Source organism: Shewanella sp. AC91-MNA-CIBAN-0169 (genome assembly GCF_040310165.1).
Classification (GTDB): Bacteria; Pseudomonadota; Gammaproteobacteria; order Enterobacterales; family Shewanellaceae; genus Shewanella.
Genome location: NZ_JBEOPM010000005.1, coordinates 116,384 through 142,765 on the forward strand (window position 1 = coordinate 116,384; position 26,382 = coordinate 142,765).

The following is a 26,382-nucleotide window of genomic DNA, read 5'->3' on the forward strand; positions in this document are numbered from 1 at the left end:
GTGATAGAGATGAGAATATAGTTACTCTGTATTGATTGTCCATCATAGAAACAACAAGGGTCGCATTAGTGCGACCCTTGTTGTTTCTGAAGTGATCCACGGTTAATTCCGACAGAAACACTTTTTATCGACATTAATTTCAAGCTAACATATTGGCAAGCTATCTCGCGAAAAACCTCTAGCAACCTTCTAAAAGTGGCTACTTTGATGTGTTAACCACTGCAACGACAACACCCATCGACCACTTGTAATACCAATATACAAACCTACCTTACCAATATTTATCTCTAAATCTGACTCTGTAAAACCAGTATTCATCGCATATAAGCCTTATATCGACCGCATCAAGTGAAGAATCTCTGTTTTAAACGCGATAGTCACAAGCCAGAGTATGACTGCATTGTAGAATAATGGCTGACAAGTAACTCTCATCAACATAAAGATTAGTGCGATTAATTTTGGTAAGACAAATAAAATTATTTGGTAATGATCAATTGCAATTGTTGGTAACGTGTTATATAAATGTATCTGTTGATTAAAACAACAACATTGGTAATACCAAATCAAAAAATTTCTTTGGGGGGAATTATGAAGTTGAATAAAATAAGCGCCATGTTCAGTGGCGCAAAAAACAAAGCCAACAATATAACCATTTTTGGCGCGACTTTAACAGCCATGTTAACGATGCCAGCATTTGCAGCAGAACCTGTAGCACAAACTGAAGCGGAAAAAGTTAATACAAGTGAAATTGAAGTTATAGCCGTTCGAGGTATATTTGGCAGTTTAAAAGCCGCTAACTTACTTAAACGTACTGACGAACGTATTGTCGATGTTATCGTTGCTGAAGATATTGGTAAATTACCTGACAACAACATTGCCGAAGCATTGCAACGCATTACAGGTGTTTCTATTGAATCTGATTTTGGTGTCGGTGAATCTGTCACTATCCGTGGTGTATCAGAAAACCTTATTCTGCTCAATGGCCGCTCAACAGCAGGCCCAGGACGTGGCGGAATTAGTTTAGATGACTTCCCTGCTAGTTTCTTAAAAACAGTTGAAGTGATTAAATCTCCAACGCCTGAAATGATTGAAGGTGCTTTAGGTGGCACAGTTAACATGCAGACAGTACGCCCATTAGAACTTAGTGAGCCGCTAATTGCGATTACCCTCGACGGTGAATACGCAGACAAAACTGAAAATGTTGCACCTAACTTTACCGCCGCAATCGGTAATAGCTGGGATTTAGGTGATGCCGGTACCTTCGGTGCTGCAGCTAACGTATCGTACCAAGACCGTGAATTACGTCGTGACGAGTATTTTAACAAGGTCGATTTACAAGACGATATCGATTTAGACGGTGATGGCACTGTTGATGTATCTGGTGGCCCTAACGGCAAATACCTTCGTAGAACAGAAAGTACAGTAGAGCAAAAAACAGAACAACGTGAACGTACTGCATTTGGTTTATCACTACAGTGGGCACCAACCAGCGAAGAGCTTAATTTCTACGTTGACATGAACTCGACAAAACTGGATGGCGGCCAAGCAGCTTATTCAATTCTCGATGTTGGTGGTACCGTGGTGCCAAGAAGTGATTCCTACTACGATGGTAATGGACAACTGCAAAATTACGACCTAAGTGGCGTATTGGTTATTCCTAAAACCTGGAGTGACTTTACAACATCAGAAACAACTTCTCATGCTATTGGTGGTGAGTGGAATATTACTGATAACATCGAAATCTCAGGCGAATATTCAATTTCGAAATCAGAAGAACGTCAAACAGCTTCTGAATTTAACTTACGTCCAATTGAACGCACAGACCCTACCCTTGATTTAGTCACACATACCAGCACAGCAAGCATGACTAATGGTAGTGGCATTCCATCTTATGTCTTTGAAGACACAGGTATGTTAACTAATCCAGACAACTTGGTATTCCGTGAGTTTTACCACAAAACATTAGACACAGATAACGAAGAACAAGCATTACGCTTTGACTTTAAAATCCATGATGTAGGTGTAGATTTTATCTCTGCAATAAAAACGGGTGTTCGTTTTACCGATAGAGATTACAGTTCAAATCGCTTTGACTTAGCACCTAACGGAACCACGCTTAAAGATGCTTATAAAAAAGCTAAAAACGCAGACGGTTTATACAGCCCAACCTGGATTGATAACCCAATTATCAGCGATAGCTTTAAAACAATAAACGCCAGTAACTCGTTCGACCAAACCGGTATTGCGGGTCAAAACGACTTATTAACATACAACGTGTATGACGCTGAAAAGCTGCAAGATGCTCAAGCAACCTATTTGTTAGCTCAGCAAATGCTAGCAGGTACCACTTATGCAATGAACGGTACTTTAGCTGACAACATGGTTGAAGACACTGGCGCCTATAAGTTCATCAACGAAAAGACTCGTGCTATCTATGCACAGTTTCATTTAGATTTTGATGACATTACTGCAGTGGTTGGTGGGCGTTATATTCAAACAGAATTAGAATCAAGCATTGTCGATTCTGTAGACAGTAACGGTAACAAAATCCTCAATACTGGTAGTAACGATTATTCAGACTTTTTACCTAGCTTGAATGTCACTTATACTTTATCAGAAGAAACATTAATGCGTTTTGCGGCTGCTAAAGTGATGCGCCGTGCTGATTTTGATGAACTAAGTCCTGCATTATCAATCGATAACTCTTTAGTTACCGGTACTCAAGGTTCGTACCAGTTAGAACCGTATCGTGTTACTCAATATGACCTTTCTGTAGAGCATTACTTCGGCGACGGTGGTTTACTTTCTGCAGCAATTTTCTATAAAGACGTTAACTCGTTCACGCAAACCGACAGCAGCTGTTTAGCTGACTCAAGCACGATAAGCGGACAAAATACCACGCAGTGGAATAATATTTGTTTACTTAACACCGCGGGTCAAAGCCAAGGTGACATTGTTAATGCGACTCAAGACCAAGGTTTAGCATATGTTGATGCTCAAAAAGCCGCAGGTCAAACGGGTATCGTCATCGACACTGATGTGAATGGTGGTAGCGGTGAAGTCAGAGGTTTGGAATTAGGTTACCAGCAACAGTTCAGCTTTTTACCCGGCATTTGGGCAGGTTTAGGTGTTAACGCAAACTATACCTATGCAGATAGTGAACAACCCGATGGCAATCCATTACTGAATATTTCTAAGCACACCGCTAACACTCAAGTTTACTGGGAAGGTGAAGAAGTTCAGTTACGTTTAGCCTACAACTGGCGTGACCGTTATTTAGACGACCAAAGCACCAAGCGTGTACAAACTGTTGGCGCTTTAGGTTATAACGTTTTCAACCAGAATGACCCTTCTGCTGACAACTACGACCCTACCGTGGGTAACAGCTACCGAGAAGATAGAGGCCAACTTGATTTTTCAGTTAGCTGGGATATCAACGAAAACTTCACTGTTGTAGCCAATGCGGTAAACCTAACGGGTGAACCAATTGTTTATACTACTGAGCTAGATTCTATCTGGGCTTTCAGTGAAGCAGACCGTCGCTACACTCTTGGTGTTCGAGCTAAGTTTTAATCAACTGATGTCTTAAAGTAGAGCCTATCAAATTGATAGGCTCTACCATTAACGACAACAATATTATTGACCGTCACTACAAACGATATTAGAGCGTTAAATGGACCTGACACTAGCAGCGGCTTAACGCGGTACGTATGTGCAGGGTCATATAAACGATTTATTAGTTGATATAAATGTCGAATTACAAATAGCGATACCTTGCTACCACACCATCATTAATTCTAGTTTTAGTTAACAACCAACAACGCCATCCTTACCAATCACATTTTTGGTATAACATTGGCAAGATAATTGGTTGACAACAATCTTAGTATTACTTACAATTTTGTAATACCACTTGATAACCAATTCAAGCAAGAGTAAGCATCATTGTTACCGATATTTTCAGTCCGGCAATATTAAATGATAAATAATGAGTCGTTTTGAAGAGTAAACAGGAATACACCATTTGAAAGGACATTAACCCACTCAATTGGCTTATAGCAATCCTGAACTCAAGATGGCTCTTTATACAAATTACATAGCGCACTGGCACATTCGGTGAGCTGAATAAAATTGAAATACGCATTTACCAATATATTTAGGAGTTAGACATGACAAAACCAGTCATCGGTTTTATCGGCCTTGGCCTTATGGGCGGCAACATGGTTGAGAACTTACAAAACAGAGGTTACCAGCTAAATGTAATGGACCTTAATAAAGAAGCGGTTGCTACATGTGTTGCTCGCGGTGCAAAAACCGTAACGACAGCAAAAGAACTTGCTGCATCTAGCGACATCGTTATGCTGTGCTTAACCACATCTGCCGTAGTTGAAAAACTGGTTTATGGTGACGATGGTATTCTAGCGGGCATTAAAGAAGGTTCTGTACTGGTTGATTTTGGTACATCAATTCCGTCATCTACGCGTAAAATTGGTGCAGACCTTGCAGCAAAAGGCGCAGGTATGATTGATGCCCCACTCGGCCGTACTCCTGCTCACGCTAAAGACGGTTTACTAAACATCATGGCAGCTGGCGATCTTGAGACCTTTAATAAGGTTAAGCCAGTATTAGACGAGCAAGGCGAAAACGTATTCCATTTAGGTGCATTAGGCGCAGGTCACACGACTAAGCTAATCAACAACTTTATGGGTATGACTACCGTTTGTGCTATGTCTCAAGCCTTTGCTGTTGCAGATCTTGCTGGTGTTGACCGTGCGCAACTGTTCGACATCATGTCAGCGGGTCCATCTAACTCACCGTTCATGAAATTCTGTAAAAACTATGCAGTAGACGGTGTAAGCGATTTAGGCTTCTCTATTGCTAACGCTAACAAAGATCTTGGCTACTTCTTAAAAATGGTAGAAGACCTAGGTACTGAATCTAAAATTGCAGAAGGCTCTTCAGCTAACCTACAAGCTGCATTTGACGCGGGTTTAGGTAACGGCAATGTACCTGAGATATTTGACTACTTTGTAAAACTTGCCAAGTAATTCATAAAGCTGAGTGAATAAAACCTTTTCATCTGTGACGATTGCAGATGAAAAGGTCTATATCAAAACTAAAGCCAAAACTAAAACTTAAACTTAAACTATCATTAAGACTCTACATTGCCCTTCGCTACACAACCTTTCACTGCAGCACTTTTAACTTCACTACTTTTAACTACACCATTCTTCACTACACTTCTGTTGATTAAAAAAGTCACTCTGTATAAAGTCACTCGGTATAAGTGTTATTACCGCTGCCAATACAGCTGCCAATACCCGCTACGATTACCGCTACGATTACCGCTAACGTCTACAGTATCGATTCAATACTCATCAACGCTTCGACTTTATGTTCCGTGTAACACCAATGCATGCTGGTTAAACATAATATAATCGCAGACTTCAATATCCATGAGTGCATCAAAACACCAACTGATTTGCCGTACGATTACAGCCATCACTTCTTCTGTATTGATATTATTTAACAATGGATCAGGACCATTGCCTCTATCTAGTCATGTATGTCGACAACGGTTGTTTCAAATCTCACTCAGATTAAGTCACACTCAGATTAAGTCACCATTTTATTATTATCACTAGTGGTCAATACTAGCTGGTTGCTTTGAATAAAATGTTGTCGAAATATGTTGCCAAATCCACACTTATGTAGCGGTAGATTAAACTCACGATATTGTTTTTTCGTTAAACAGATAAGGGTAATCTAACAAAAAACCGAGCGCCACAGCCGAGTTCGGAGCGATAGTCAATGCTTCCGTTCATTGCTTCTACAAGCTCCTTACAAAGGGCTAAGCCTAAACCCGTGCCTCCTTTCACTTTAGAGCTGCTTGCATCTGCTTGCGAAAACTTTGCAAATATTTTGCTCTTAAAATCTTCAGGGATTCCGGCCCCTTGGTCTTGTACAGCAATTTCAATTTCATCAGCAGTGACAGTCGCAGACAACATTACACTCCCCGATTCGGGAGAAAACTTAACCGCATTGGATAGAAAATTAGTCAGAATTTGTAACAGACGATGCTCATCAACATATACAAACAATTCATCTATTTGCTTATCTACATGTAACGCCAAACTGATTTTATGCAGGTCTGCGTATGGTTGATGATCATTGATAGCTCTTTGTAAAAGTGGAACTACATTTAATCGTTTCATTTCAAACAACATTTTACCAGCAGCCAGTTTTTCAATATCTAATAAGTCATTGATCAAACGACTAAGCTGCTTGCAGTTACTGCTCGCAATCTCAACCAACTTCTCCGCTTTTGTAGGTAGTGTGACCAACTTACCAGACTGCAATAAACTTAATGCGCCATAAATTGATGTTAACGGAGTGCGAAGCTCATGACTCACGGTTGAAATGAATTCATCTTTAATTTTCTGTAATGTCATCCGCTCGGTAATATCTTGTACAGAACCTATCATTATCTTATCCGGATTCTGATCTTCGGCAACCAGCTGTCCTAATTCATGTACCCAGCGAACATCCCCATTAGGGCGGATGATTCGGTAAACTTCGTTAACAATACCTGTCGAACGAGTCTGCTGCTCATTTTTAAGCACTTTATCGATATCGTCAGGATGAACAGCATTTTTAAACAATGTAGAACTCGGCACCACATCTTCAGCGTTAAACCCAAAAATTTGATAAATAATAGGTGACCACCAAAATGTTCCATGCTCAAGCGATGCATGCCAATAACCAATTTTGGCTTGCTCACTCGCTAAATCAAGGCTTTGCTGAGTAACATTCAACTGAAGATTGAGATCCTCAAGTTTGAGATAGTATTCTTTAGTTTGGGTAATATCGTGAATATAGCCATGCCATAACGTACTACCATCTGGCATCCTTTCCGGTGTTGCTCTGCCTAATAACCATATTATCGATTTGTCATCCCGGTAAACACGATATTCCTGTTCCCATATAGTCAGTTGTTGGCTAGAGACTTCAATACTCTGAACAACTGCAGGTACATCTTCAGGATAAATTGTAGAAAATGCATTGGAAGCATCTGTAAGAACATCTTCCGGTTTAACACCATAAATATCTTCGATTCCAGAGCTAGCATATGGGAATGCGCTACGTCCGTCTGGCCACACCTGATACTGATAAACCACACCCGGAAGCTGCTGTGTCAGTTTGTACAATTGGTCTTGCAGTTTTTTTTCTTTGCTAACATCCATAACAAAACCGTCAAGATGTTGAACGACACCATTGCTGTCATATTCAGCAGCGCCGCGTTCTTCTACCCATATAACAGATCCATTTTTATGCAAAAGACGGCAATTTAATACCCAACTAGAATGACTAAGCACAGCTTTTTCGATGACTTCAAATACCAATGCCCTGTCATCAGGATGAACCATACTAACAATACTGCGCTGACCGTTATTGATAAAATCGCTGGCAGGATAGCCTGTAAGTGCATAAATATGTTAACTCATATACAGCATGGTCCAATGTTCATCATGCAGACATCGGTAAGTCATTCCCGGTATATTGGCAACCAAGGTCTTAAACTGATCTCGGCTTTGTAATAATGCTAAGTTACTATTATTTTCTTTGGTGATATCAGCATGTGTGCCATACATCATCAATGGCTTACCATCTGCGGTATAAGAAACGACTTTGCCTCGATCATGCGCCCATACAAAATGACCATCTTTGTGCTTCATTCTGCATTTAACGTCATAAAATGGAATTAAGCCATTGAGGTGATCATCTAAAGCTGCATCTGAATAGTCCAAGTCATCGGGATGTATCATGGATAACCAAGTATCAATGGTAATGGGTTCTAGCTCGGCAAGCGTATAACCGATAATATCAGCCCAACGTTCGTTGCAATGGGTTTCACCCGTTTGAATATTCCACTGCCAAGTACCGATCCTCGTTCCGTCAAGCACCGACCTGTACATTTGCTCGCTTGCCACTAATTGCTCATGTGCTTGATCTTGTAATCTATCAATAATTTCTTGTTCAATACTTTTAGCAAAACCGTATGCAATATCTCGTTCTTTGTCAGTGAACTGGCGAGGTTTGCTATCAATAAAGCAAAGTGTGCCAATTTTTTCACCATTACACACTAAAGGCACACCGGCATAAAATCGAATAAACGGCGCAGAGACAACTAATGGATTGTCAGCAAACCGACTATCAAGCAGAGCATCAGCAACTTCAAAAATACCATCGCCTAAAATGGTATGGCCACAAAATGAAATGTCTCTGCTTGTCGCGCATGCATCTAAACCTTGTTTCGACTTAAACCATTGGCGATTGGAGTCTACCAATGAAATAAGCACAATTTCCGTGCCTAAACAAAGTTGAGCTAAATGCGTTAAACGATCAAAACGTTCTTCTGGGCCCGTATCTAACAGCCCAGTATTATTTAGCGCGGTAAGTCTTTCTGTCTCGGAAATAGGAAATACAGGTGTTTGCATAAGTTACTCTTGATTGTGGATTTCTTGAGAGATTAAGCAAGCTTGATAAATAGATTCTAACCTATCACCTAGACTCATAGCATCGAAGGGTTTTTCAATCACAGCAACGGCACCAACATCCAAATATTCTTGTTTTTCAGACTCCTGAATCCTCGCGGTCATAAAAACAGCTGGAATGTTTAAACAATTTGGTTTTTTACGAATTTCAATCAGCGTTTGTATACCATCCATACCCGGCATCATGGCGTCTAACAATATTAAATCTGGTGCGAAAGCCTCCACTTGGCTAATGGCCTCATGTCCGCCATCACAAGCCAACAGGGTAAATCCAGATATATCAACGAGAGCCATTTCAACAATGATTCGAATCGACTCATCATCCTCTACGTGTAAAATTTTATCTAATTGCATGCCGACTCCAGTTTGATTGGCGTAAACCCCAAATATGTCGAATTTTATCGACTAATATTGCATTATAATTATTGTTGAAGCAAACTAAGCTATTGATTAACAATAAATCCTAACTTTTTATGACGATAGGACATCCATTGAAACTCAATAATACAGTAAACTGCTGTTATCTTTTCTATAGTGTACTTAGAAAGTCATCATGGTCCGAGAGTCATACATATGAAATCTACTAAAATTACTGCTCAGCAGCAGCCCCTTGATGAAATGAATAAACATGACATTAATAATTTTAGATCAGAATCTGATAATAAGGAGCTAGAAAGTTTACTTAAGCCTTTTGGTGGTAATGAAAAGTTTTATCGGCGTTTACTAAAGGTTTTTGAAGCAAATCTGGATCAGCAACTGAATAATCTAGAACAGATGATCTTGCAAAATAACACCAATGAGATATTGGTCATTGTTCATACCCTTAAAGGGACTTCTGGGACAGCTGGCTTAACATCAATCTATCAAGCCTTATGTGCCTGGGAGATAAAACTCAAGGACGCGAATAGTTCAAATGCTTTTGAGATACTTAGTGTCGAACTGGCGCCCCAGTTACGTTCAGTGACACAAGCTGAACTATCAAAAATCCATGCTTTATTAGCAGAAAAAGAAGTTGAAACACAACACCTAACAGTTGATTATTCAATCCCAGAGCTCACCGCGATGCTCGCAGAACTGAAACAACACCTCGAAAATAACAATCTAGAAGCGGTGAATATCATCCTAAACCTACAAAATATGTTGGCTAATAATTTATTGGTTAAGCATGAATTAGCAGTGCTATATGATGCAGTAGAAATATTAGATTTCGACAATGCGCTTGTTGCATTATCTTCATTATCCAACAAGTTGTAATAGCCATTTAGCCGTTACTTGGTGTAAAAGCAGATTTATCTTTGATGCCACTAGGCAAATATTAAACAAAAAGTGTTATTCCACTAATATACCATCCTGCACAAAGGGTCCATTGCTACTAAATAAGTGACTACTAAATAAGTGGCTACTAAATAAGTTGCGGCCAAATATATACCTTGGCAACTTTTAGTCAGCCCACTATCGACGTATAATGTCCGCGAACTCTTTAAACGTTAGGCATTAATGAAAAATAACATAGAGATAGTCGATCTGCTGCGTGAACGCATTCCGTCATTTGAATGTAAGCCAGGTTGTCACGATTGTTGTGGTCCAGTAACCACATCTTCTGAAGAAATGGCACGCCTCCCCTTTAAAACTAACGCCCAACATGAAGCCGCATTAAAAGAGTGGAATTGCGTATACTTAGGTCCAAATGGTTGCGAGGTTTATGAAGAGCGCCCATTGATATGTCGTGTTTTTGGCACAACACCACGCATGCCTTGCCCTGAGCACCGTCGACCGGAAGTGATGATTGATACAAAAACTGAGGCGCAGATCCATCACTATATCGCCAACACCCGCCAAGTATTAGTGTAGCCTTGCCTTGTTTACCGCAATTTCTGTTCTCAAGTTTATTGCGGTAAATGTCTCAGAATATTATCTCATTATGTTGGCAAATATCATTCATCTGCTGTATTAACATCGCGATTCCTCTCAAATGACCATTTTAGATGTTAAACAGCTTATTTTTGCCACTTTATGAGCCTAAATAACAGTTCAATCTGGTCAGCATAATCAATACACGTTATTGTTGTCCCAAATGAACGTACACGATGGATTTTGATTGTTTACCTATAATATCAACGGTAAAGCCAGCCGCTTTTTCACTTACGCAGATCTCATTAATTGTGGTGCAACTGCGCTCGAACATAATATTGAAAACCTGCCATTACAACCTGACACCTGGCGCGCCCTGAGTTTATTGGCCACTCAAATACTGGACCCAATTGTCGACAAATTTGGCCCATTGCGTTTAACTTATGGTTTTTGTTCACCTGAATTAGTTAGAAAAATTGCCAAAAATCGTAATCCACATATTGCCCCAAAGCTTGATCAACATTGCTCGCACGAACTCAATCAAAATCAAAAAATCATCTGCGATCGCCTAGGTGCCGCCTGTGACTTTACCCTAGTAAGCAGCAACAATGACCAACCGATTGATATGCAGCAAGTTGCACTATGGATGTGTGAAAACCTGAAATTTGATCGCCTGTACTACTACGGTAAAAATCGACCAATACACATCAGCATTGGCCCGCAAATGAATCAGTTCATACAAACCATGAAAACCAATGCCGACACCGGCCATCGAGTACCGTCTAAAAAAGGCCGTGATGAAACGGCAATCGCGGTGATCCAGCAAGTTGATTACTGATTGTAATAGGTTATAAAATCACACTGAAGCATTCAGACTTAATCATTCATATTTAAACGATTTAAATTATAGGGTTAACCATGTCTACTATTGCGTTTTATGATCAACATTCGCATGATTTTTTCGAGTCGACTGTGAATGCTGATGTCAGCGAATTGTATCAAGCCTTTGTCGCACAACTCCCTGCTAACGCACGTGTATTGGATGCTGGTTGTGGTTCTGGTCGTGACAGTAAAGCCTTTATTCAATTGGGCTTCAATGTTACCGCCATTGATGCCAGTGCCGAATTAGCCAAAGCGGCATCTGATTATATTGGCCAACATGTCACGGTTTGTACCTTTGATGAAATAGACACATCGCTTCAGTTTGACGGCATTTGGGCTTGTGCATCTCTGCTTCATGTTGAAGCAAGCGCTCTACCCAACACCTTTGAAATTTTGGCTAACAGTTTGGTTAATGGTGGCGTATTCTATTGTTCATTTAAATATGGTGATCAGGAGCGAATTCATAACGGTCGGTTTTTTACCGATGCTAATGAGTCACTATTAGAACAGTGGATTCAACAAACAGGTTTCATGATTAAACAGACTTGGGTGACTACAGATGTGCGCTCGGGTCGTGAAAACGAAAAATGGCTCAATGCCATCCTCATAAAGACGTTAAAATAGAGATGTAAAAATGAAGCTAGCAGAAGGACCTGTATTAACCAGCGGTGGTTTGGATGACCCTTTTTTACCAAAATTAACGCAAGCCATTAACCGTGCGACTAGCATTGAAATGTCGGTGTCGTTTATTCAACGATCTGGGCTAGATTTAATTTTTGATGCTTTATCCGATGCATTAGAACGCGATGCAAGCATTTCAATAGTCACCTCCGACTATCTTTTGATTACCGACCCAGTTGCATTGCGACACTTAATGATATTGCAATCTCGCGGTGCAAAAACCAAAATATTTACCTGTAATAGCAATCAAAGCTTTCATATGAAAAGCTATATTTTCGTCCAGCAACAAACCGGATTAGCAGATATCGGGAGCGCTTTTATTGGCTCAAATAACATCAGTAAAGCGGCATTCACACACGCATTTGAATGGTGCTTGCGCCATGACTTATTGCCGAATCAAGATCCTAAAGAGTTTAACCATATCCGCCAACAATTCTTGAATATTTTCAATCATTCGCAGGCAATCGATCTAAGTGATACCTTCATCAACGACTATGCCCAAAAACGTAAATTGTGTAAACCACCTTTAGCTATTGTTCATGAAACAGAGCCAGAAGAACCTGTACCTAATTCTGCCCAAGCAGAAGCCTTGATAGCATTAGCGGATACACGTTTAGCTAAGCAATCCAAGGGACTGGTTGTATTAGCCACAGGCATGGGTAAAACATGGTTAGCTGCATTTGATGTATTGCAATTCAACGCTAAAAAAGTGCTATTTGTTGCTCATAGAGAAGAGATATTAATTCAAGCAGAACGGACTTTTAGAACCTTATTACCTCAAAGTACAACTGGCCACTTTAATGCCAAAACTAAAGTCATTGATGCTGACATTGTATTTGCATCGATTCAAACATTAGGCAAACCGGAATATCTTAATCAACTAGATCAAGCTCACTTCGACTACGTCATTGTTGATGAGTTTCATCATGCTGGCGCCGTCAGTTATCGGTTATTACTCAACCACTTTACCCCGCAATTTTTACTCGGTTTAACGGCCACGCCAGAGCGCACGGATCAAGCTGATATTCTATCGTTATGTGATAATAATTTGGTGTTTGAAAAAAACATAATCGACGGAATTGAATCGGGCATTCTGGTACCATTTCATTACCAAGGTATTAAAGACGAGACGGTCGATTACCGAGAACTACCGTGGCGCAATGGTAAGTTTGATCCGCAACAATTAATGAATCTATTTGCTACACAGAAGCGCGCTAAACACGTGTTTGGCCATTGGAAAACCCACAAGCAGCAACGCACCTTAGCATTTTGCGTCTCTAAAGCTCATGCCGACTTTATGGCCCAATGGTTTTCTGCTCGAGGTATTAAAGCGGTGTCGGTGCATAGCGGCTCAGAAGTTAGACGCGGCGAAGCACTTAGCCAATTAAAATCGGGTGAAATAGAAGTGATATTTTCAGTCGATTTGTTCAATGAAGGTACTGATTTACCTTCAATAGACACTATCTTAATCTTACGTCCGACTGAATCTAAAATTCTATTTTTGCAACAGTTAGGCCGTGGGTTACGCACATCTCCCGAAACCAATAAAACCTTTGTCTCGGTTATCGATTTCATCGGTAATCACATCAGCTTTTTAAATCGTCCAGTGGCGTTATTGCAAGCAGCGAATGCCAATGAAGCGATTAAGCATCTTAACAATCCTGAAATCGATTCTAAGTGCTTAATCAATATCGATCCCGAATTGGTCGACTTTTGGCAACAGCTAAAACTTGATTACACCAAAGCAGATCAACAATACCAATTACTCAAAGATGATTTAGGTCACCGCCCTACTGCCACTGAGTTTTATCACAATGGTTATGTTTGGAGTAAAATGACCAAGCAAAATGGTAGTTGGTTTGAACTGGTATTAACCCAAGAACGTGAAGACAAAACATTACTGGCGTTAACGCCCTATTTGCCATTTTTGAGTCTAGGCGTTGAAAAAGCCACAATGACGAAATGCTTTAAAGCCATTTTACTCGAAGCATTTATTGAGTTAGACGGATTAAACTATCCCCCCACAATTGAAGCGGTATGCATTAAGAGTTGGCAGGTATTTAAACGTTATCCGAAATTGTGGACTCAAGATGTTAAAACCGATTTACAGCTAATCGACGCCGATTCCCCAAAATGGCGTAAGTATTGGTTAGACAACCCAATTACGTTTTTATGCAAACAAGATAAGTCAGACGCACAGTCTTGGTTTGCTGTAAAAGAAAATAGATTACATGCAAATGTTGATGTAAAAGTTGATGATATTGAAGTAATGTCTACCGCAATGAGCGAATTAAGCGAATTGTTGTTAGCGCGTTATAGCCAACGCCAATCAGCATCGACACTCACTCCAATAAGCAAAACTGTACAATCGAATGTGGTTACACTTCCAATTGAAGTGAGTCGCGATGAACAGGCATCCCTTAGTTATTACCCAGATCTAAAAATTGCTTGCGGTCATTTTAAAACGGGTACTGACGACAATAGTGAAACACTGACGTTAAACTCGACCTTTAGTAAACTCGATCCATCGATTTTTTTTGTTGCTCCAGCAAGTGGTGATTCGATGAACGGCGGTAAAAATCCAATTGAAAATGGTGATTTATTGTTACTAGAACGTATTACAGCAATTAATGCTGGTTCGATTACCGGTAAAATCATGGCGATTGAAATCCAAGATGATACAGGCAATAACCAATATTTATTACGTAAAGTGAGTAAATTCACTAATGGTCAATATCAACTTAATGCCCATAATCCAGCTTACTCACCAATACTCGCCAATGACTCAATGCAGACCTTTGCACGCTTAAAGCAGGTATTAAATGCCTCTGATTTTGTGTAAATCATAAACACCGACCATTTAGTACTTCTCTAAAAAACCACTCGCAAGTGGCTTTTTTATGCGTTTTTTAATCGGTCTCTCTATTACGCTCTTTCTATTACGCTCTTTCCGCCAAACTGGCTTCAATTACTGTCCGCTAATACAAATTGATACACAAAATGATTACGGTTAAATTTAACACGTTGTTAATATAAATTATCAGTTTTAGCCTTTACCTCTCGCATACTTTCCACCTTATTAAACTGATAAAGAATTGATTGTGCCTAGTACGATACAAAGTAAACAATGTCCGCGCCTAACAATAACAACACAGGATTTTAAAATAGTCATGCCTTTAAAAAACAACAATATTAATGCGATACCACTCGCCCTTAGCCTAATTTTAGGTACCACTTTTATCACCCCAGCGATTGCCCAAGACACGCTGATTTTAGCCGATGCGTATATCGACGTAGCCAAAGGTAAAAGCATTAATGATGCTGCGATTATCGTATCAAACAATCGAATCATTAAGGTTACTACCGCGGCAAACATCAACAATAAAGCCGATTACAGTTTGATTGATCTTAAGGGTAAAACGCTGGTGCCTGGTGTGATGGATATGCACGTGCATTTATCCTTTGATGCCGAAGATAACTTTTTAGAATCGATGAATTATTCAGTGCCTAGGCAAACAGTTAAAGCCGTCAAAAATGCTCAAAAAACCTTGCTAGCGGGCTTTACCACAGTGCGAGACTTAGGCGCATCGGGTTATTCCGTTATTGCCACTCGTGATGGAATAGATGCTGGCGATATTCCTGGGCCCCGTATTTGGGCTGTGGGCCATGCAATTGGGATCACTGGCGGGCATTGCGATGATAACTTTCCCGCACCAGAAGCCCATGCAAAAGCTCAAGGTGTTGCCGACGGCCCTTGGGAAGTACGCACAAAAGTACGTGAAAACATTAAATACGGTGCCAATGCGATTAAAGTCTGTGCCACTGGTGGGGTATTTTCTAAAGGTACTCAAGTTGGTGCGCAGCAAATGACCTACGAAGAACTCAAATCTGCTGCAGATGAAGCGCATATGCGCGGCCTTGTTATCGCCGCCCATGCTCATGGTACCAGCGGCATTAAAGATGCAATACGCGCAGGTATCGATAGCATTGAACATTGTAGTTTTATGGACGATGAAGCCATTAAGATGGCAATAAAAGCAGGCACGTATTTGTCTTGCGACATTTACAACACCGAATACACCCTCGCCTATGGCGCGGCTAACGGCGTACCAGAAGCCAATATCAACAAAGAAAAGCAAGTGTCGCAAGCTCAGCGCGACAGCTTTAGAAAAGCCGTTAAGGCTGGCGCTAAGATGGTGTTTGGTTCCGATGCCGCTATTTATCCTCATGGCGATAACGGTAAGCAGTTCTCGCGCATGGTGACCTTTGGCATGACGCCTATTCAAGCGCTGCAGGCCGCAACAATTAACAGTGCAGCCTTAATAAAACAAGATAACCTAGGCCAGATTAAAGCAGGATTTATGGCAGATATTATCGCTGTCGATGGTAATCCGCTGGATAACATTAGTTTGATGGAAAACGTCACCTTTGTGATGAAAGACGGTGTGGTATACAAACAGCTTTAGAGCACAAGCTAAAGGCTATCGCTATCTAGAATGAGTTTCTAAAATGAGTTTCTAAAATGAGTCTCTAAAATTGGCATCTTAAGGCTGCTATTAGCTTGAATATATCTAGCTGTCTAGTCCGGATGACTTATCTCAGGACTAGACTAGCAACAACATACCAAGGCCTGGCTTAATCGCTTGGCCTTTTTTTATTATTTATAATCTAAGTGAGCTGATATGACTTGTAGGGATGTAATGACAAGACCTTATGACTAAAGGCTGTTTGCCTTGTTATGGACTGCTTTTTCACGCTAGGTTTTTATAGACTCAAGATGATTATTCGCCCAAAGGCTGTTACTGGCTCAAGGCTGTACATTGATATCGAAGTTACTGTTAACCATTCTGCTTATCAAACGCTAGCCCTAAAGGTTCAAAATATTCCATCATGGCTTGATATATTTCACGACAGTGTTGTGCATCGGGATAAGCGCCATGCTTAGCAAGTGGCGAGTCGATAGTACTGTTAACCAGGTAAGGATTGGATATATTGGCATAATCCTGTGAATACATTTCAATGCAAGATTCAAAGGCGCGCGCCATCATTTCGGTCGGTTTAGCAAAGTAATGGCAGCGTTGCTGTTTATCGAGTGCGATGGAGCGACGCACATAATCATGTGGCTCTTGGCCGTTGGCGCTCAGCAAGGTCACTTTAAATAAGCTAGAGAGTTTCTTATTCAACGGGTGAGCGATTATGGATTTATCGGCCAGCCAATTGTCGCTGGCACAAGCAAATAAATTGGCACGACTTAAGTTAGCCCGAGTTGTAGTGGTAGTTTGCTCTGATATTAAAAGCGACGACAAATACGGGTCTAATATACTGTCGTCAATAAACATTTTATCGGCGATATAGTGATCGAATGCATGCCAAAATTCATGAGCTAACGACCCTGCTCCGGCATTTTTGGCTAATGCCAGTTCCCGGTATGCTGGTGCATAATGAGCTTGCACACCTTTTTGGCCGCCATGGCCAAAGGCAAAGCGTAAGCTACCGCGTAAACCAATCAACTCTGGCGGTACTGCTAATATGTTGGCTAAGTCTGCTAGTGAGTCAAATATCAAATTAGCCGCAAGTGCCGACTCCTCACGGTTAACCCATTTTCCAACACGGATATGCTGCAAACCAAAAGTGTGTTTAATGTCGAGAAAACTGACCGAATCGCCATTACGATAGTCGGGCCCGATACGTTCAAAATGACGTTGATGATTTAATAATGAATGATGTGAAGCCAAACATACCTCTATTGTCACTAAAGCGATTGCCAAAAATGTTTACACAAAAACGAATGCTGAACCTAGTGACTAATTATGCCATGTTTAACGCCATAAACCGCCCTATAAAAATAAAGTGATAGTAAAAAACACCGCTAACGTAGGCTAATGCCACCAGCACACCACTAGAATAACTATTCGTGATTATGCAAAAATAAAAGTATTACCCTCGGTAAGTTTTTAACCTTCATTCACTTTAATGCATATTTACTCAAAATAAGTCTGCGCAGGTTACATAAAAGTGATCTATAAAACACCGAGCGTATTTTACTCTGCCATTAAGTGTCTATTACGATACTCACTAAGTGACCTATTACGTCCACCAGCATTTTATGGATCGTCTAGATTACGATTCTGTATTATGCATCTACATTACGGCTATTGATTACGGCTCTTCATCACGACCCTTTATTACTTCTCTTCAATACGACTCATCATTACTTCCCTTTATTACAAGATGCGCCTAAAGCGTAAACAACAGTATTGGGGGTCAGTTAAGTATCACTAATTGGATTCCTATTTAAGCGTGTTAGCAGTACGATGGTTTACGATTGATTTTTCATGGAGGATTTATGATTTATACCACAACTGAAACCATTCCTGGTCGGGACATTTTCGAGATTGTCGGTGTTGTAACCGGTAATGTGGTTCAATCTAAACATATTGGTCGAGACATTATGGCCGGCTTAAAAAGCATTGTGGGTGGCGAAATCCGCGGTTACACCGAAATGTTATCTGATGCCAGAGATGTCGCAGTTGAGCGTTTAGTTGCCAATGCGGCACAAAAAGGGGCTGATGCGATTGTGGGGATCCGCTTTACGACAAGTGCCATTATGGATGGCTCGTCTGAAATTATGGCTTTTGGTACTGCGGTTAAATTAGGGCCAAGCAGATAAATACGCCTGAAACTAAACGGCTATTAATAGTATTTGCGAACAACAAATACTTAAGTCGATTTTTATATCCTTGATGTTAGCCGAGTTTATCGCCGAAATGCTTCTAATGACCAAACATAACTAGTATGACCAAACACAACTAGTATGACCAAACATAACGAATAGGTGATTTTATGATTAAAAATATTTCTTTAGCCGTTGCCGTCTTGTTGGCTTCTGCTCATGCTTATGCGGTAGAAAGCCTTATCACTGTTGAAAGCCATTACTCGGCCAAAGAAACGGCAGATAGGTTTGAGTCGATCATAAAAGACAAAGGTTTTACGGTTTTTTCCAGGATTGATCATCAAAAAAATGCCGCCGGTGTGAACTTAACTCTGAGACCAACTGAAGTGATTATTTTCGGTAACCCTAACATCGGTACTCAATTAATGCAGTGTAACCAACTTGTCGCGATTGACTTGCCACAAAAGGTATTGATTAGCGAGGATGCTGATAACAAGGTTTGGCTGTCGTATAACAATCCGCAGTACATTAAACAGCGTCATAGTATTGCAGGCTGCGATAAGGTTATTAACAAAATATCGTCTGCTCTCAATACATTAAGCATTGCTGCAACGTCTAAGTAGTTATTTCGCAGCTAGTCGTTTGAGCTAGTCGTTTGAGCAAGGCTATTGGCGCGAACATTTTGAACGAACATTTTGAACGAACATTTTGAACGAACATTTTGAACGAACATTTTGAACGAGTAAATTGAACGAACAGATTGAGTGATCATTTATAGCCACCAGCTTATTAATTCGGAGCGAGTATACGAGGAATAAGCAAAGCATAACGATGATCACTCAGCCATTGTGTGTTATCGAATGACGATTCTTATCGCAACACAGAGTAAACATATCGAATCACATCCACGGTGACACAACTGCAAGATGATATTTATCAATATTTTATATCTATATTTTACATCTATCTTTTTCACAAGAATTTACACAAGAATTTTTCAATAGAATTTACCAGAAAAGTTATATAAAACAATCGATTTAGAGGTTTTTAATGAATAGTGAAGTGGTATTAATCAGCGGTGCGAATAGAGGTATTGGTTTAGCGTTAACAGAGCAATATCTTGTCAACGGTTGCAGCGTCATAGCAACCTGTAGAGATGGCGCAACAGCGACTGAGCTTTTGTCGTTGAAGGCCCTGTTTGCTGACAAATTATTGATTGAGTCACTGGATATCACGAGCTCTGAATCAATCCAGCGCTTAGCGAATAATCTCCGTCAACAAAATATTAGTCTCGATTTAATCGTTAATAATGCGGGCTTTTTAGATCGAGATAATCACAGTATTCATGCTATTGATTATGCTGACGCTGAAATGTGTTTTAAAGTGAACGCGCTCGGGCCATTATTTTTAACACACTGCTTATTAGAACTATTGAATAAAAATCGTTTATGCAAAATAGCGATTATCTCTTCTTCTAAGGGATCACTATCACAAGTACAAGGTGTCGACTGGTATGGTTACCGAATGTCTAAAGCCGCAGCCAATATGTTAACTGTGAATTTATCGACTGAACTGGTTAATGATAACGTCGCGGTGGTATCTGTTCACCCAGGCTGGGTGCAAACTGATATGGGCGGCAGCTCTGCAAAGGTAAAGGTTAATGATTCCGCCCTTGGGATTATAAAAGTGATCAACAATTTATCAATTCACAATACCGGTCAGTTTTATGATGTTAACGGTGAGCAACTGCCGTTCTAATCAGCGTATCAATCCGTACAACAAACTACCGACCGCTTTATTGGTAATTCATTGGTCAGATTTGGGCTACTGTTAGTGCGTAAAGATGGTGAATATGATGTTTTTTTATTAAGCAATTAGCCAACAAATTGACCGATATACACCTAAATATTAGATAATGTGTAATGATGTTTGTGCGTGGCTTGCCTTAAAAATTGAAATAGGTAAGATTTTGTTTTAATGTCTTTATCGTTGATATTATGATGATGTCTGAGTGTTAACCCACACAGTGTGGCAACATCGATTAAGTCGACAGTTAATCAAATTAAAATTGATACAATTAAGATGAGTTTTATCTTTTCCTGCCGCATAGCGGCTAAGCTCAACAAACACTTAATGTTGATTTGCAACGCGCTGCATTGGTAATGTTTCTAGTCATTACCATGCAAGGTAGAATCCTAAGTTCGTTACGGCATAGCTTAAGCGAGCGTTATATTAATTGAGGTTGCTACAATGGAAACAAAGCCAATAATTTATGACAGATTTACTTGTAATAAATGTTTTGATAAAAGCAGCCTTGATTTTGATTTCACCATGGCTTTTCAGCCAATTATTAACTGTAAGACCAATACTATATTTGGCTATGAAGCATTGGTACGTGGTTTACAGAATGAATCGGCCTTTTCGATCATTTCTCAAGTCAATGATGATAATCGTTACCTCTTTGATCAACTTTGCCGCGTTAAAGCCATCGCACTGGCGGCGAAACTAAAGCTAGATTCAATGCTTAGCATTAACTTTCTTCCAAATGCTATTTATAAACCTGAGCGCTGTATTAGAACAACCTTAGAAGCCGCTAAAGAATATAACTTCCCAACCAACAGAATCATGTTTGAATTTACAGAAAATGAGAACATTAGCGATACTGCATTTGTTAAGAGTATCGTTGAGTATTATAAGAAATCAGGATTTATCACCGCACTAGACGATTTTGGTTCTGGCTATGCCGGTTTGGGACTGTTGGCTGATTTTCAAACCAACATTATCAAATTTGATATGAAGCTTGTTCGTAATATCGACCAAGATAAAACCCGACAAGCTATTATAAAAAACTGCTTAAATTTGTTTACTGAACTTAACATTACCTCTTTGGCTGAAGGCGTAGAGACAATAGAAGAAATGCAATGGTTACGCGATTGTGGCATTGAGCTGATGCAGGGTTATTTATTTGCCAAACCTGGTTTTGAATCCCTACCGCTAGTTGATTTTGACGAGATATACCGCAGCGAAAGTCAGATTAAGACTCAACCTACTCTGAGCTTAAATGACGGTGCGGGTATATAAGCTTAAGGTCGATACTCATCATTACCTCAATGCACATTATTATTTATGCCATTGAGTGTATTCCACACGAGTATGGCGCCAGTGTTCAAAGGCAATAGGGTTAAATGTTTCGTGCATAGGTTGAATGGCTTGTGGTATTTCTTAGTTAACAGTCTGTGACATAACCGGCATCGAAATAGCGGTAAAGATTATCGCAACAATGGTTAATCAGGTTTTCATGCTGCTGCCCAATATTTTTTGAGCCTAAATATTTCTACACTGCGTCATTAATGCGCCTATGCTATAGGCGTAATACTCTTTGCAACAACAAAAACGCACTATCACCATGGTTTAATGGTTAAAAAGCAGTTCATACATCTGTGCCTAAGCTAAAATTTAGACGATAAAGCGTGCCTCTTTTTTGAAAAAATCAGAGAGAGCACAGACCGTTTTCATTTGTATTTGAGGGCACATTGTCAACTTTCGGTTTGCTTTACATGATAATGTTTATTGTCACTATGATAACCAGCAAATAATTTGTTAATTATGTTCAAAAAATTTTGGAAATTAATTGTTAAACCCTCCATTGATAACGTTTTATTATTAAAAGGATAACTTTTAATAATTTATTGTTTAGCCTTGTTCACTGTATATTACGTCTATCGAACATCATTCATACGCACGCCTTATAGTGTAATTTATCCGATTGTTTATTCGGTTGTTTATTCGGTTGTTTATTCGGGAATGGGCACGTTCGCTGATGCGTTTAAAAGATATCGCTTAAAGAGAGAGTTATGAAATTTTTACACACTATGTTGAGAGTCATTGACCTAGAAAAATCAATTGAGTTTTATACCCATGTGCTAGGCATGAAAGTGCTAGAAAGAACCGAAAACAAAGACTATCGCTACACCTTAGTTTTTGTGGGTTATGGCACTCAAGCAGACAGCACCACGATTGAATTAACCTATAACTGGGACACCAATGAGTATGACCATGGTAATGCTTTTGGTCATATTGCGCTGGGTGTAGAGGATATTTATAGTGCCTGTAATGACATTAAAGCACGCGGTGGCAACGTCACCCGTGAACCAGGACCGGTAAAAGGTGGCTCAACTCACATCGCCTTTATCGTCGATCCTGATGGATACCAAATTGAGCTCATCCAAATTAGCAAGTAAAGAGGAATACAGAATGAACAATGCACTATTTCAACCAATACAGCTCGGTAAACTCTCTTTAAAAAATCGTATTGTTATGCCACCAATGACGCGCTCGCGCTCAACCCAACCGGGCAATGTGGCTAATGAGATGATGGCTGAATATTATGCTCAGCGAGCATCCGCGGGTCTTATTATTACAGAAGGCACCCAAATATCAGTCATGGGCCAAGGCTACGCATGGACACCAGGTATTTATTCTGCAGAACAAATTGCCGGATGGCAGAAGGTCACCAAAGCGGTTCATGCACAAAATGGCACTATCTTCGCTCAGCTTTGGCACGTTGGTCGAGTGTCTCACCCTGATAATATCGGTGGTCAGCAACCTATTTCGTCTTCTGCACTAAAAGCCCAAAATGTAAAAGTGTTTGTGGATAATGGTACCGACGAACCCGGTTTTGTTGACGTGGTAGTGGCTCGTGAAATGTCTAAAGCTGACATTGAACATGTGATTGGCGAATATCGTCAAGCAGCGTTAAATGCGATTGAAGCCGGTTTTGATGGCGTAGAACTGCATGCTGCTAACGGTTATTTAATTAACCAGTTTATCGATTCTGAAGCGAATAATCGTATCGACGAATATGGTGGTAGTATCGAAAACCGCCTGCGCTTCCTGGGTGAAGTGGTTGGTGCAATGACGCAAGCCATTGGCGCTGATCGTGTTGGTGTTCGTCTTGCGCCATTCACATCGCTAAATGGTACTGTTGATGCAACGCCGATAGACACCTACATTGCCGCGGCTGTATTACTTAATAGCCTCAATGTGGTCTATATACATGTGGCTGAAGTTGATTGGGATGATGCCCCAGAGACACCAACAGTATTTAAAGATACGGTTCGCGACGTTTATAAAGGTGTGCTTATTTATGCGGGACGTTACAACGGCGAAAATGGATCTCAGGCCATTGATGCTGGTGTAGCGGATATGATTGGTTTTGGCCGACCATTTGTCTCCAATCCTGATCTGGTAAACCGTATTAAGCATAACTATCCATTAGCCTCTCACAACCCAGAGACATTATTTGGTGGTGGTGAACGCGGATATACTGATTACCCCGAATACAGCCCAAGCTAATAGTAATCACACTGTTTAGTTGAGTTAATATGTGAGCGACTCTGACGTAAGGTAGGATCGCTTTATACGTATACATCATTTATTTATCACGACATATTTTTTGGTTTTCTCGTATCATTGTGACTTGCCAAGAGCCTTGCCCCTTTTCCCATCCCTCAGCTGGAACAAACGGTTTGATGAAACAAGAAGCGTTGCGCGGCAAAATATCCTTATTACTGGCCACAATGCTTGCGGCTGTGGGATGGATAGCCTCCAAACTTGTTATTTTAGAGATGCCTGGAGAGGTGTTTATTGCTGCTCGCTTCTTAATCGCGAGTCTGATTTTATTGCCATTTTGTTATCATCAAATTTTTGTTCTACGCCTGAAACAAATTGCCGCGCTTGGTGGCGTTGGCATGGTATTAGCCGCTTCGATTGAAGTATGGGTTCACGCGATTACCATCTCTAGTACTTTGTCTGAAGGTGCTTTTATCATGAGTTTGGCGATGATTATAGCCCCGTTTATTTCTTGGCTATTATTCAAAGTTAAACCCAACCGCATGTTTTGGATATCGCTGCCTATTACTTGTATAGGCATTATGTTATTGACCATCACAACTGGCTGGGAAGTTGATAATATCCAGTGGTTTTTCTTATTATCATCGGCACTGCTGTCATTGCATTTTGTATTGAATAAGCGGGTCTTAACCAATATAAAACCGTTAACATCCATCTGTGTACAATTATTCATGGTGGGCATTGTGGGTTGCGTGATTATGGCTGCGGTTTCACCTGAACATTTTGAGATAAATGGTCATGTGCTATTTTGGTTTGCGGTATCAACGGTTATCGCAACCAGTGTGCGTTATTTGCTTCAAACTGTCGGTCAATTTAGCGTTAAAATTGAAACCGCTTCGCTGATCATGATTTTAGAACCCATTTGGACATTAATATTGTCTATCAGCTTTCTTGATGAGGTAGTTGAAATGCAAAAGCTTATTGGTGGCGGAGTTATTTTATTGTCACTGTTTATTTACATCAAATATTCTAAAAAATAGTGCGTAAAAAGCCTTATTTACAACATCTATAACATCACAACATCTGCAACATCTACAACGCTGAGTATATCAATGTTGTAATAACCTATTTTTCGGTTTATTAACCACGGCGTTGTATTCGCTACGCAAATGCATACGGTTGGAGGTACACAACGCCTTATACACTGAGGTGTAACTCAATTGCTGAGACTAAGCTGAGATGAGTCTATAAACGCTACTGAAAGGTCATGATGACGAGTAATAGACACATGCAAAGACTTTGTATTGATGTTATTGATGCTAAAACACAGTGAAGTTAATGATTAATCCCAGTGTTGAACTGAGATTAATCATGCCGTGCGGAATAAACATGTGGAGCGATAGAGAGCGATTTCAGATGAATTAGCTAAAGTTTTCATGGTAAGCAATCATAAAGTCTTCTCTTATTAACTGCTCTAAATGTATGGCGCGTTCGGTGGGGCAAAAAATCATGATATGCACATTTTGCTCGCCGTTGATGCCGCTGGTGATATGAATATGCGGTTCGCTGCCAGGTAAATCGACACCAGCATGTTTTTCTATCACACCGTTGTAACGCTTAGCCACTTCGATAAAGTCTTCACAGTGCTGTTCTATTTGGCGGGTTAACCCAGGAAACAGTGTATAGAGATTAACAAACTGGACCACGGTAATGGTTATGTTGTGGTAAACATAACGTTTCATAAAGTTGAGGTTTTTCACCGCATAGGTAAAAAACATACTGTTAGGTAATGTCGCGGTTTTACCTGTGTAATGATATTGACCTTGATCAAGATCGATCTCTTGGATCACGGTGGCCATTAAGTTATGTTCAATCACTTCGCCATATATTTTCCCTACTTCAATCCAATCACCAATCACAAATGAACGTGAACTCGCGCGTTGTATTGAGCCGGTAAAGCAAAGAATGATTTCTTTTGATGCTATCACTATGGCAATGGCAATGGCGGTAACAGACAGTGCAAACTTGCTAACTTCGGATTGCCAAAGCATGAACAAAATAACCAGTATTAAAATGAAGGTGCCATTTTTAGTGCGTGACATCCATTTGCGTTGCACATCAGAAAGAAAAGCGACGTCGCCACGAATACTTGAAATGATAAAACGTTTTATCACTGAGATAAGCATTATTATTAACACCGTTAATAATAATTTGTGTTCGAGAAAAAAATCGACGATCAAAGCTATATTATCTATCAAACTTGTTACCTACGTTGTTTTTGTTTCCACACTCATGGTGCTGAATTACGGACATTCCGGCCGTCACTCTATTGGCAATAGCAGCAGAAGACAAGGTAATTAGGCCATAACAGTATGAGGTCTAACCTGG

At 40.2% G+C, this 26,382-nt stretch carries 21 protein-coding genes; 15 read left to right on the top strand and 6 right to left on the bottom strand.

Annotation, left to right across the window (positions count from 1 at the left end):
* Nucleotides 1-189 precede the first annotated feature (189 nt).
* Nucleotides 190-318 carry a hypothetical protein gene (locus tag AAEY98_RS06870; protein ID WP_351015851.1) on the bottom strand — a complete coding sequence of 43 codons (129 nt, stop codon included), beginning with the start codon at nt 316-318 and terminating at the stop codon, nt 190-192.
* A gap of 270 nt (nt 319-588) precedes the next feature.
* Here AAEY98_RS06870 and AAEY98_RS06875 point away from each other — a divergent pair, with 270 nt between their 5' ends.
* Together AAEY98_RS06875 and AAEY98_RS06880 are read left to right on the top strand one after the other, a co-directional pair.
* Nucleotides 589-3,573 carry a TonB-dependent receptor gene (locus tag AAEY98_RS06875; protein WP_351015854.1) on the top strand — a complete coding sequence of 995 codons (2,985 nt, stop codon included), beginning with the start codon at nt 589-591 and terminating at the stop codon, nt 3,571-3,573.
* A 596-nt stretch (nt 3,574-4,169) separates the two neighbouring features.
* A complete protein-coding gene (locus AAEY98_RS06880) occupies nt 4,170-5,048 on the top strand; it encodes an NAD(P)-dependent oxidoreductase (protein WP_101087147.1) in 879 nt (292 codons plus the stop codon).
* Nucleotides 5,049-5,747: 699 nt separating this feature from the next.
* Here the strand turns inward: AAEY98_RS06880 and AAEY98_RS06885 are convergent.
* From AAEY98_RS06885 to AAEY98_RS06895, 3 genes are read right to left on the bottom strand one after another with little or no spacing between them, the layout of a single operon-like run.
* A complete protein-coding gene (locus AAEY98_RS06885; protein ID WP_351015982.1) occupies nt 5,748-7,493 on the bottom strand; it encodes a PAS domain-containing sensor histidine kinase in 1,746 nt (581 codons plus the stop codon).
* A gap of 3 nt (nt 7,494-7,496) precedes the next feature.
* Complete coding sequence (locus AAEY98_RS06890; protein WP_351015857.1) at nt 7,497-8,498, bottom strand: GAF and PAS domain-containing protein; 1,002 nt, start codon at nt 8,496-8,498, stop codon at nt 7,497-7,499.
* A gap of 3 nt (nt 8,499-8,501) precedes the next feature.
* Nucleotides 8,502-8,909 carry a response regulator gene (locus tag AAEY98_RS06895; RefSeq protein WP_192114970.1) on the bottom strand — a complete coding sequence of 136 codons (408 nt, stop codon included), beginning with the start codon at nt 8,907-8,909 and terminating at the stop codon, nt 8,502-8,504.
* Nucleotides 8,910-9,128: 219 nt separating this feature from the next.
* Here AAEY98_RS06895 and AAEY98_RS06900 point away from each other — a divergent pair, with 219 nt between their 5' ends.
* From AAEY98_RS06900 to AAEY98_RS06925, 6 genes are all read left to right on the top strand, one after another.
* Nucleotides 9,129-9,809, top strand: coding sequence for an Hpt domain-containing protein (locus AAEY98_RS06900; RefSeq protein ID WP_351015860.1), 681 nt, complete (start codon nt 9,129-9,131; stop codon nt 9,807-9,809).
* Nucleotides 9,810-10,052: 243 nt separating this feature from the next.
* Nucleotides 10,053-10,406 carry a YkgJ family cysteine cluster protein gene (locus AAEY98_RS06905; RefSeq protein WP_101031310.1) on the top strand — a complete coding sequence of 118 codons (354 nt, stop codon included), beginning with the start codon at nt 10,053-10,055 and terminating at the stop codon, nt 10,404-10,406.
* A 247-nt stretch (nt 10,407-10,653) separates the two neighbouring features.
* Nucleotides 10,654-11,244, top strand: a complete 591-nt coding sequence (locus AAEY98_RS06910) for a hypothetical protein (protein ID WP_351015863.1) — start codon at nt 10,654-10,656, stop codon at nt 11,242-11,244.
* An 80-nt stretch (nt 11,245-11,324) separates the two neighbouring features.
* Entirely contained in the window at nt 11,325-11,912 is a 588-nt protein-coding gene (locus AAEY98_RS06915) for a class I SAM-dependent DNA methyltransferase (protein WP_335691964.1), read from the top strand.
* A 10-nt stretch (nt 11,913-11,922) separates the two neighbouring features.
* Nucleotides 11,923-14,811 carry a DEAD/DEAH box helicase family protein gene (locus AAEY98_RS06920; RefSeq protein WP_351015866.1) on the top strand — a complete coding sequence of 963 codons (2,889 nt, stop codon included), beginning with the start codon at nt 11,923-11,925 and terminating at the stop codon, nt 14,809-14,811.
* Between the two features lie 328 nt (nt 14,812-15,139).
* Nucleotides 15,140-16,435, top strand: a complete 1,296-nt coding sequence (locus AAEY98_RS06925; RefSeq protein WP_351015869.1) for a Xaa-Pro dipeptidase — start codon at nt 15,140-15,142, stop codon at nt 16,433-16,435.
* Between the two features lie 372 nt (nt 16,436-16,807).
* On the opposite strand, the gene AAEY98_RS06930 is transcribed toward AAEY98_RS06925, so the two are convergent.
* On the bottom strand, nt 16,808-17,704 hold the full coding sequence (locus tag AAEY98_RS06930) for a CLCA_X family protein (protein ID WP_351015872.1): 897 nt from the start codon (nt 17,702-17,704) through the stop codon (nt 16,808-16,810).
* 611 nt (nt 17,705-18,315) lie between these two features.
* Between AAEY98_RS06930 and AAEY98_RS06935 the strand changes: the two genes are divergently transcribed.
* From AAEY98_RS06935 to AAEY98_RS06965, 7 genes are all read left to right on the top strand, one after another.
* A complete protein-coding gene (locus AAEY98_RS06935; RefSeq protein ID WP_351015875.1) occupies nt 18,316-18,639 on the top strand; it encodes a heavy metal-binding domain-containing protein in 324 nt (107 codons plus the stop codon).
* A 173-nt stretch (nt 18,640-18,812) separates the two neighbouring features.
* Complete coding sequence (locus tag AAEY98_RS06940) at nt 18,813-19,265, top strand: DUF302 domain-containing protein (RefSeq protein ID WP_351015878.1); 453 nt, start codon at nt 18,813-18,815, stop codon at nt 19,263-19,265.
* A gap of 427 nt (nt 19,266-19,692) precedes the next feature.
* Nucleotides 19,693-20,400, top strand: coding sequence for an SDR family oxidoreductase (locus AAEY98_RS06945; protein ID WP_351015881.1), 708 nt, complete (start codon nt 19,693-19,695; stop codon nt 20,398-20,400).
* A gap of 492 nt (nt 20,401-20,892) precedes the next feature.
* Nucleotides 20,893-21,723, top strand: a complete 831-nt coding sequence (locus AAEY98_RS06950) for an EAL domain-containing protein (RefSeq protein WP_351015884.1) — start codon at nt 20,893-20,895, stop codon at nt 21,721-21,723.
* A 773-nt stretch (nt 21,724-22,496) separates the two neighbouring features.
* Complete coding sequence (gene gloA / locus AAEY98_RS06955) at nt 22,497-22,883, top strand: lactoylglutathione lyase (RefSeq protein WP_101087107.1); 387 nt, start codon at nt 22,497-22,499, stop codon at nt 22,881-22,883.
* Between the two features lie 13 nt (nt 22,884-22,896).
* On the top strand, nt 22,897-23,997 hold the full coding sequence (locus AAEY98_RS06960) for an alkene reductase (RefSeq protein ID WP_351015887.1): 1,101 nt from the start codon (nt 22,897-22,899) through the stop codon (nt 23,995-23,997).
* Nucleotides 23,998-24,173: 176 nt separating this feature from the next.
* Nucleotides 24,174-25,034: a DMT family transporter gene (locus AAEY98_RS06965; RefSeq protein ID WP_351015890.1), complete on the top strand. Its 861-nt coding sequence runs from the start codon at nt 24,174-24,176 to the stop codon at nt 25,032-25,034.
* 381 nt (nt 25,035-25,415) lie between these two features.
* Here AAEY98_RS06965 and AAEY98_RS06970 read toward each other — a convergent pair whose 3' ends face one another.
* The gene (locus tag AAEY98_RS06970; RefSeq protein WP_409085805.1) at nt 25,416-26,180 is read right to left on the bottom strand and encodes a mechanosensitive ion channel domain-containing protein; all 765 of its coding nucleotides are present in this window, start codon (nt 26,178-26,180) and stop codon (nt 25,416-25,418) included.
* Nucleotides 26,181-26,382: the final 202 nt, after the last annotated feature.

What these genes read in the sequence shown, in the direction of transcription:
- AAEY98_RS06970 (WP_409085805.1), bottom strand. Translation starts at nt 26,180, where the DNA reads ATGCTTATCTCAGTGATAAAACGTTTTATCATTTCAAGTATTCGTGGC.
- AAEY98_RS06905 (WP_101031310.1), top strand. Translation starts at nt 10,053, where the DNA reads ATGAAAAATAACATAGAGATAGTCGATCTGCTGCGTGAACGCATTCCG.
- AAEY98_RS06925 (WP_351015869.1), top strand. Translation starts at nt 15,140, where the DNA reads ATGCCTTTAAAAAACAACAATATTAATGCGATACCACTCGCCCTTAGC.
- AAEY98_RS06935 (WP_351015875.1), top strand. Translation starts at nt 18,316, where the DNA reads ATGATTTATACCACAACTGAAACCATTCCTGGTCGGGACATTTTCGAG.
- AAEY98_RS06915 (WP_335691964.1), top strand. Translation starts at nt 11,325, where the DNA reads ATGTCTACTATTGCGTTTTATGATCAACATTCGCATGATTTTTTCGAG.
- AAEY98_RS06870 (WP_351015851.1), bottom strand. Translation starts at nt 318, where the DNA reads ATGAATACTGGTTTTACAGAGTCAGATTTAGAGATAAATATTGGTAAG.
- AAEY98_RS06940 (WP_351015878.1), top strand. Translation starts at nt 18,813, where the DNA reads ATGATTAAAAATATTTCTTTAGCCGTTGCCGTCTTGTTGGCTTCTGCT.
- AAEY98_RS06890 (WP_351015857.1), bottom strand. Translation starts at nt 8,498, where the DNA reads ATGCAAACACCTGTATTTCCTATTTCCGAGACAGAAAGACTTACCGCG.
- AAEY98_RS06895 (WP_192114970.1), bottom strand. Translation starts at nt 8,909, where the DNA reads ATGCAATTAGATAAAATTTTACACGTAGAGGATGATGAGTCGATTCGA.
- AAEY98_RS06875 (WP_351015854.1), top strand. Translation starts at nt 589, where the DNA reads ATGAAGTTGAATAAAATAAGCGCCATGTTCAGTGGCGCAAAAAACAAA.
- AAEY98_RS06950 (WP_351015884.1), top strand. Translation starts at nt 20,893, where the DNA reads ATGGAAACAAAGCCAATAATTTATGACAGATTTACTTGTAATAAATGT.
- AAEY98_RS06960 (WP_351015887.1), top strand. Translation starts at nt 22,897, where the DNA reads ATGAACAATGCACTATTTCAACCAATACAGCTCGGTAAACTCTCTTTA.
- gloA (WP_101087107.1), top strand. Translation starts at nt 22,497, where the DNA reads ATGAAATTTTTACACACTATGTTGAGAGTCATTGACCTAGAAAAATCA.
- AAEY98_RS06965 (WP_351015890.1), top strand. Translation starts at nt 24,174, where the DNA reads ATGAAACAAGAAGCGTTGCGCGGCAAAATATCCTTATTACTGGCCACA.
- AAEY98_RS06880 (WP_101087147.1), top strand. Translation starts at nt 4,170, where the DNA reads ATGACAAAACCAGTCATCGGTTTTATCGGCCTTGGCCTTATGGGCGGC.
- AAEY98_RS06945 (WP_351015881.1), top strand. Translation starts at nt 19,693, where the DNA reads ATGAATAGTGAAGTGGTATTAATCAGCGGTGCGAATAGAGGTATTGGT.
- AAEY98_RS06900 (WP_351015860.1), top strand. Translation starts at nt 9,129, where the DNA reads ATGAAATCTACTAAAATTACTGCTCAGCAGCAGCCCCTTGATGAAATG.
- AAEY98_RS06920 (WP_351015866.1), top strand. Translation starts at nt 11,923, where the DNA reads ATGAAGCTAGCAGAAGGACCTGTATTAACCAGCGGTGGTTTGGATGAC.